At 64.9% G+C, this 6,325-nt stretch carries 7 protein-coding genes and 1 tRNA gene; 5 read left to right on the top strand and 3 right to left on the bottom strand.

Going from position 1 to position 6,325, the window contains the following annotated elements:
- Window positions 1-568 (bottom strand): Hpt domain-containing protein (locus BM222_RS21940; protein ID WP_177243368.1); only part of this gene is annotated, 568 nt, incomplete at its 3' end.
- A 195-nt stretch (window positions 569-763) separates the two neighbouring features.
- Window positions 764-1,417 carry a histidine phosphotransferase ChpT gene (chpT, locus tag BM222_RS21935; RefSeq protein ID WP_092231869.1) on the bottom strand — a complete coding sequence of 218 codons (654 nt, stop codon included), beginning with the start codon at window positions 1,415-1,417 and terminating at the stop codon, window positions 764-766.
- Between the two features lie 173 nt (window positions 1,418-1,590).
- Here chpT and BM222_RS21930 point away from each other — a divergent pair, with 173 nt between their 5' ends.
- Window positions 1,591-2,418, top strand: coding sequence for a 3'(2'),5'-bisphosphate nucleotidase CysQ family protein (locus BM222_RS21930; protein ID WP_092231865.1), 828 nt, complete (start codon window positions 1,591-1,593; stop codon window positions 2,416-2,418).
- On the opposite strand, the gene BM222_RS21925 is transcribed toward BM222_RS21930, so the two are convergent.
- Window positions 2,412-2,897 (bottom strand): YHS domain-containing (seleno)protein, encoded by a 486-nt coding sequence (locus BM222_RS21925; protein WP_092231862.1) that lies wholly within the window; start codon window positions 2,895-2,897, stop codon window positions 2,412-2,414. The two genes, BM222_RS21930 and BM222_RS21925, sit on opposite strands and share 7 nt — an antisense overlap.
- Window positions 2,898-3,038: 141 nt before the next feature.
- On the opposite strand from BM222_RS21925, the gene BM222_RS21920 reads away from it, so the two are divergent.
- The 4 genes from BM222_RS21920 (at window position 3,039) to BM222_RS21905 (ending at window position 6,288) form a co-directional block, all read left to right on the top strand.
- Complete coding sequence (locus BM222_RS21920; protein ID WP_092231860.1) at window positions 3,039-3,647, top strand: DUF1134 domain-containing protein; 609 nt, start codon at window positions 3,039-3,041, stop codon at window positions 3,645-3,647.
- Window positions 3,648-3,748: 101 nt separating this feature from the next.
- Window positions 3,749-5,047, top strand: a complete 1,299-nt coding sequence (locus BM222_RS21915) for a coiled-coil domain-containing protein (protein ID WP_092231857.1) — start codon at window positions 3,749-3,751, stop codon at window positions 5,045-5,047.
- A 159-nt stretch (window positions 5,048-5,206) separates the two neighbouring features.
- Window positions 5,207-5,281 (top strand) — tRNA-Val (locus BM222_RS21910).
- 299 nt (window positions 5,282-5,580) lie between these two features.
- Window positions 5,581-6,288 (top strand): TetR/AcrR family transcriptional regulator, encoded by a 708-nt coding sequence (locus BM222_RS21905; protein WP_177243367.1) that lies wholly within the window; start codon window positions 5,581-5,583, stop codon window positions 6,286-6,288.
- The last annotated feature ends 37 nt before the right edge of the window (window positions 6,289-6,325 follow it).

Raw genomic sequence — 6,325 nt, 5'->3', positions numbered from 1 at the left:
CGATCGCGGTCTCGCGGAAGGCGCGCTCGAGCTCGTCGAGCGAGACTTCGCCCGGACGCAAGGGGCGCTCCAGCGTCTGCTCGATCAGCGTGCCCGTGGTCATCTCCCTGGCGGGAGCCGCGGCCGGTGCTTCCGGCACCAGCGGCGGCGCGTCGGCAACGAGAGCAGCGCTACCTGCCGCCATGGCGGCCATGCCCTGCGCGACCATCGCTTCCAGCTTGTCGATGAGATCGCGGTCGTTGCCTTCGGGCTCGGCTTCGGTGGCCTCGAGACCTGCGAGGATCTCCTTGATGCGGTCGATCGAGGACAGGATCAGCGTCACCGCCGGACCCGTCACCGGCATGCCGTCGCGGAATTTGCTCATCAGGGTCTCGCCGGCATGCGCCAGCGCCTCAAGCCGCGGCAGACCCAAGAAGCCGCACGTACCCTTGATGGTGTGGACCAGGCGGAAGACGTTATCCAGGATCTTGGCGTTGTTCGGCTCCTGCTCGAACTTCACCAGCTGATTGTCCACGGTGTCCAGGCTCTCGCTGGTCTCCGTCAGAAACTCCCGCAACAGATCATCCATGAAAACAGGCCTTCATACAGGGAGGGCGCGCACGAGGTGTGATGCGCCATTCAGAATGGGGCCAGCTTCACCGCAAAGCGTTTAATATTGGTTGAGTATGTGCAAAAGAACGGAACCAACAAAGAGATAAGGCGCTCCGGACAAGCCGAAGCGCCTTGTAAAGAAACGATTAAGGCTTGGAAGCGGTGCGCGCGTTTACGAGGCGGTAACCATGATGGCTTCGCCCTCAAGCCTGAGCGTCACGGTGAGTCCGCAGGCCTGCGCCAGCAGCCGCGTGTAATAAGGCTGGATCGCGTGCGCGTCCGCCGCCGGTCCGCGTTCACCACTCAGAAGCTCGGAGATGTTCTGCGGCAGGCGTGCGTTGTGTCCGGTCGCGGTGATGCGGAAGCTCATCGTCTCGCCTTCGCCGATCGGATCGACGGTCAGCGTGCCACCGCGCGGGATCGTGTGCTGCGACACGACCAGCATGTTGAGCAGCAGCTTGACGCGGTTCTTCGGCATCAGCAGCCGCGGCAGATTCCACGTGATCGTGCACTTGCCGTCCTCGATGTGGCCGCGCGCCATCGTCTGTGCGTCGCCGAGGTCGATCTGCGCGCCGGATGAGCCGGCGGCGCCGAAGGCAAGGCGGCAGAACTGCAGGCGGGCGGAAGCGGTCTTGGCACTCTTGCGGATCAGCTCGAGCGCGAATTCCCGGTCTTCGGGCTTGGGGTCGTCATCGAGCACCTCGAGCCCATTGACGATGGCGCCGACCGGGCTGATGAGATCATGACAGACCCGCGAGCACAGCAGCGCCGCGAGTTCGAGCATATCGGGAGTGGAAGCGGTACCTGAAGACGGAGCGTCAGACATAAAGGGTTCCTGGAATTGCACGGCGCGGACGCGGCGAATCACGCATGCTTGACGGATGTTGCGGGTTCTATCACTCGCCAGCCCGTGCCAGCTAGCTTGCGATAGGCTGGAAGCGGCCGTAAGGAGCGCGGACGAATCACGTGACGGAGGCGAGACTTGCCAAGGAATGGGGCATGCTGGTGAGGATCATCGACGGCGAGGCTGCATCCCCGCTAATGGAGCCCCTGACCGCCCTTGTGGTCCAGGCCGGCGAGGCGATCCTGGCCGTCAACCGCGCGGCGATGCGGGTCGACGGCAAGCAGGACGGCTCTCCCGTGACCGAGGCCGACCTCGCGGCCGACCGCATCATTGCCGAGGGCCTGGCCAAGCTTGCGGGCGACGTGCCGACGCTCTCGGAAGAACGGTGCCAGCTCGCCTCGCCGCCATTTCGCGGCAGCTTCTTCCTGATCGATCCGCTCGACGGTACCAAGGAGTTTGTCGCCGGCCGTGACGAATTCACCGTCAACCTGGCCCTCGTGACCCAGGGCGTGCCATTGCTCGGCATCGTCAGCGCGCCCGCGCTCGGGCTGCTCTGGCGCGGCATCGTCGGCCGCGGTGCCGAGCGCGTGCGGTTTGACGGAACGACTATCGGCCCCGCCGAGCCGATCCAGACCCGCAAGCTGCCCGGGCCTGGCGAGCCCTGGGTTGCGGCGGTGAGCCGCTCGCACGGCGACCCCACAAGCGAAGCGTTCATCGATAGCAGGCCGAACGCCGTCAGAAAGACCTGCGGCTCGGCCGTCAAGTTCGGCCGGATCGCGGAGGGCAGCGCGGACATCTACCCCCGCTTCGGGCCGACTTGCGAATGGGACGTCGGAGCCGGCTGCGCGGTCGTGACCGCGGCCGGCGGCAAGGTGACCGACGGCAAGGGCGGCGAGCTCCGGTTCGGCGAGCGCGGCGACACCGGCTTCATCATCCCGGCGTTCATCGCCTGGGGCGATGCCAGCGCGGACATGCCTTACTGACTGAGCTTGTCCTGCAGCGCCGGCCAGCGCTTGCCGACTTCATTCAGGAAGCGCTCCGGATCCTTGGCGAAGGCATCGCGGTTGTCTTCGCGGCTGAACAGATAGAGCCGCTGCGCCGAAATCACGAAGAAGTGGGGATTGCCGGCAACGGTCACGCCGCGGGCGATATCGGCCGGATCATAGCCTCCGAACTGCGGTCCATAGATTTCGGGGTGGGCCAGGAATTCCGCCCGGTCGCCGTCGTTCCGGAAGCGCCAGACAGCGCCCCAGAGATTGGCCTCGAACTCCGCCGTCCCCAACTCGGCCACGCCATCGACGAAATAGGCCACGGGATCGAAGCCTTCGATGGCAACGCCCGAGTAGCGATTGACGACAATCCGCTCGGTGGTGGCCGCGTGGGCCGGCGATCCGGAGCAGATCAGCCAAACGCCCGCCAGCAGGCAGACCAGACGGCCGATCAAGGCGATTCCGGGGCGCAAAGGGCTATCTTCCTGCCGTTGTGCCGTCATAGTTGCTGCGGATAACATCCGAGTCGAGGGGACATCCGGCGCAACCTAGAGCCGTGCCTGTTGGCGTCAGGTTAAGGGAAGCGGACCGGAATCGATACCAGGGGTTCTTTTATGACTTTCGCATCACGCCTTGCCGCAGTGGCGCTCGTCGCGCTGGCCGGCTGGATCGTGCCGGCCTCCGCCCAGACAGCCGCGCCGCCGCCCGACCTGCCGCCGCCACAGCGGACCCCGTCGCCCAATACCTATGGGCCGGACGAGCTCGTCACCGCCGGCCACCACTTTTTCGGCAACGTCTCCCGCGGGCTTGCCTCGATCATCGAGAAGGCGGTCAGCCAATGGGGTCTGCCCAACGGCTACATCCTCGGCGAGGAAGGCTCCGGCGCGTTCGTCGCCGGCCTGCGCTATGGCGAAGGCACGCTCTACACCAAGAACGCCGGCGATCTGCGCGTCTATTGGCAAGGTCCATCGCTCGGCTTCGATTGGGGCGGCGACGGCGCGCGCACCATGACGCTGGTCTATAATTTGCCCGCCACCAACGCGATCTACCAGCGTTTCGCCGGCATCGACGGCTCGGCCTATATCATCGGCGGCTTCGGCATGACGGCGCTCACCGCCAACAACATCGTGCTGGTGCCGATCCGCTCGGGCCTCGGCTTACGCCTCGGCGCCAATATCGGCTATCTGAAATACACGCCGCGCGCGACCTGGAACCCGTTCTAGGGTTCTCTCCTCCGATCCAGTTGAGGGCGGGGCTGGCTTTTTGCCGGCCCGCCATGCATTGTCCTTGGTAAATTTTTCCTTAGCTCGCGGAGTTCTGCCCCATGGTCGAACCGATCATGTACCTGGCGATCGGTTTCCTGCTGTCGATGCTGTGCGGGCTGGCCATCGTGCCGCTGGTGCATAACCGCGCGGTCCGCCTGACCACGCGCCGGCTCGAGGCCGCGACGCCGCTGTCGATGGCGGAGATCCAGGCCGACAAGGACCAGCTCCGCGCCGAATTCGCCATGTCGGCGCGCCGGCTCGAGATGAGCGTCGACCAGCTCAAGAGCAAGACCACGAGCCAGCTTGCCGAGCTCGGCAAGAAGAGCGACGCCATCAACCGCCTGAAGATCGAGCTCGGCGAGAAGAACGCCACGATCTTCGCGCTCGAGGCGCGCGAGAAGGCGGTGAAGGAGCAGCTCCGCGCCACCGAGGAGGAATTCAGCGCCAAGACCGAAGCGCTGCGCGAGGCCGAGATTGCGCTGGTCGACAAGCAGAGCGAACTCGCAAGAATCAATTCCGAACTGTCCGACCGTTCGATGATGGCGGAGAGCCGTCAGGTCGAACTGGTCGCGGTGCGCGCCCAGATCGAGGAGCTGAAGAATCGCGTCGGCGATGCCGAGAAGGAGTTCACCGCGACGCAGGCCCGCCTGACGCAGGAGCGCACCGAATCCGAGACCGCTTCGCGCGAGCTCGGCGACGCCCGCGGCCGCGTCGAGAATCTGAGCCAACGCGTCACCGAGCTCGATCGCCAGCTGATCGTGCAGGTCAAGGAAGCCGAGATGCTCTCGGGGCGCGTCGCCGACCTCGAAGGGCGTCTTGCCACGCAGGGCAAGCTGCTCGCCGAGCGCGACTATGAGAACAACCAGCTGCGCCAGAGCAACGAAGGCTCCGAGCGCATCATCAAGGAGCTGCGCGTCGAGATCGCCGCCTTGAGCGGCGGCAAATCGTCGGCCGCGATGGAGACGCTGCGCACCGAGAAGGCCGCGCTGGAAGAGCAGCTGCGCACCGCGCGCGACGAACGCGCCAAGCTTCAGCGCGACATCAACGCAATCCAGCAGCAGGCCGAGAGCTCCTGGGCAACCGAGCGCATGGAGAACGCGCTGCTGCGCGAGCGCATCAACGACATCGCCGCCGAGGTGGCAAAGCTCGCGATGCAGCTCGAGGGCCCGAACTCGCCGATCGAGGCGCTGCTGGCGGCCGAAGCCGGCCAGTCGGCGAAGCAGGGCCCGCGGGCGGCCAACGGCGTTGCCACCAATGGCGCCGCCGCAGCCGCCCTGCCCGAAGGCGGCGGAACGCTGGCCGAGCGCATCCGCGCGCTCCAGGCCCACGCCTCCCGCGCCCGCCAGCAGGGCGCGTAAGCGGGCCGAAATCCGGCCTCGCCGCGAATTTGAAGGATTGAGGCAAGGTTTTCGGGCCTCAACGCGCCTGAAAACTTGACACCTCGGGCTCTCACTTCTAAATCGCGGGCTCTGATGCGCCGGCCGGCCGAAAAGTCCGGCCGTCTGCATGATGGTCCCGGGCGCATAGCTCAGCGGGAGAGCGTTCCCTTCACACGGGAGAGGTCCAAGGTTCGATCCCTTGTGCGCCCACCACGCTTCGCCAAAAGGCTTCGCGTGGCGCAGCCAGGCACAATGCTGGCGAAGCGTGTCCGGCGTAGCTCGACGAGCGTAGACGGACTGGGGCATCTTGCTCCCGCTCCGACGAAAAGCCAAAACAACCCCATGCACAGTACCCGGCGCCAGCCGTATTGATGGGTTAGGACGATACTTTTCCGAAGCATCGATTCCGGGAAAATCTGACGCGGCCAAGGGCCAATTGCATGCCGTGCATCCCTGATGTACCTGATGTGAGCATCAGTTGCCGCTCACGCGGCCATATTCCCGGAACTTTCATGGCAGTGGAAGCAACCAACAAACCGCACTTTCGCATCCGCCGCGCCGCGAAGGGGGGCCGCAGGGCCGCGGCTGCGCCTGATATCGAGGAGAAGATTCTCGATGCGGCCGAGTTCGTGTTCGGGCATTTCGGCTTCCGCGGGGCAACGACCGCGCTCATCGCCAAGAAGGCGTCGGTGGCGAAGGCCCACATCTACTATTATTTCGAGGACAAGGAGGATCTGTATCGCGCGATCCTCGAGCGCGCGATGAACAAATGGGCGAGAGACATGGACTCCCTCGACGCCACGACCGACATCGAGACCGTTCTCGTCCGGTACATCCACAAGAAGGTCGATTTCTCCCGCGAGCATCCGCATCTGTCGCGCATCTACGCCAACGAGATCATCAGTGGTGCACCTTTCATCGGCAGCTTCATCGAGAAGGTCTCGACGCCGAAGCTGCAAGAGAAGATCAAGACCATCGAGGCATTGGCCGCGGGCGGAGCCATTCGGCCGATCAGCGCGGCCGATCTGTTCTTCTGTATCTGGGCAATGACGCAGGCCTATGCTGATTTTTCCAGCCAAATGGCCATCATGAAGCGCAAGCGTCAGCTGGAAGAGGCTGACTACGAAGCCGCCAAATCCACGATCGTCCAGCTCGTGCTCGGCGGGCTTGGTTTTTCGACGTCCGATCGCAAGGCAGCACCGAGCACCAGGGCCGGCTGATCGCCGCCACGCGAGGCGACAATTGTCGGCGTCCCAA

Source organism: Bradyrhizobium sp. Gha (assembly GCF_900113735.1).
Taxonomy (GTDB): Bacteria; Pseudomonadota; Alphaproteobacteria; order Rhizobiales; family Xanthobacteraceae; genus Bradyrhizobium.
The sequence above is the reverse complement of the archived record's forward strand: the minus strand, read 5'-3'. Positions and strand labels throughout refer to the sequence as shown.

What these genes read in the sequence shown, in the direction of transcription:
- chpT (WP_092231869.1), bottom strand. Translation starts at nt 1,417, where the DNA reads ATGTCTGACGCTCCGTCTTCAGGTACCGCTTCCACTCCCGATATGCTC.
- BM222_RS21930 (WP_092231865.1), top strand. Translation starts at nt 1,591, where the DNA reads ATGCTGGTGAGGATCATCGACGGCGAGGCTGCATCCCCGCTAATGGAG.
- BM222_RS21920 (WP_092231860.1), top strand. Translation starts at nt 3,039, where the DNA reads ATGACTTTCGCATCACGCCTTGCCGCAGTGGCGCTCGTCGCGCTGGCC.
- BM222_RS21915 (WP_092231857.1), top strand. Translation starts at nt 3,749, where the DNA reads ATGGTCGAACCGATCATGTACCTGGCGATCGGTTTCCTGCTGTCGATG.
- BM222_RS21905 (WP_177243367.1), top strand. Translation starts at nt 5,581, where the DNA reads ATGGCAGTGGAAGCAACCAACAAACCGCACTTTCGCATCCGCCGCGCC.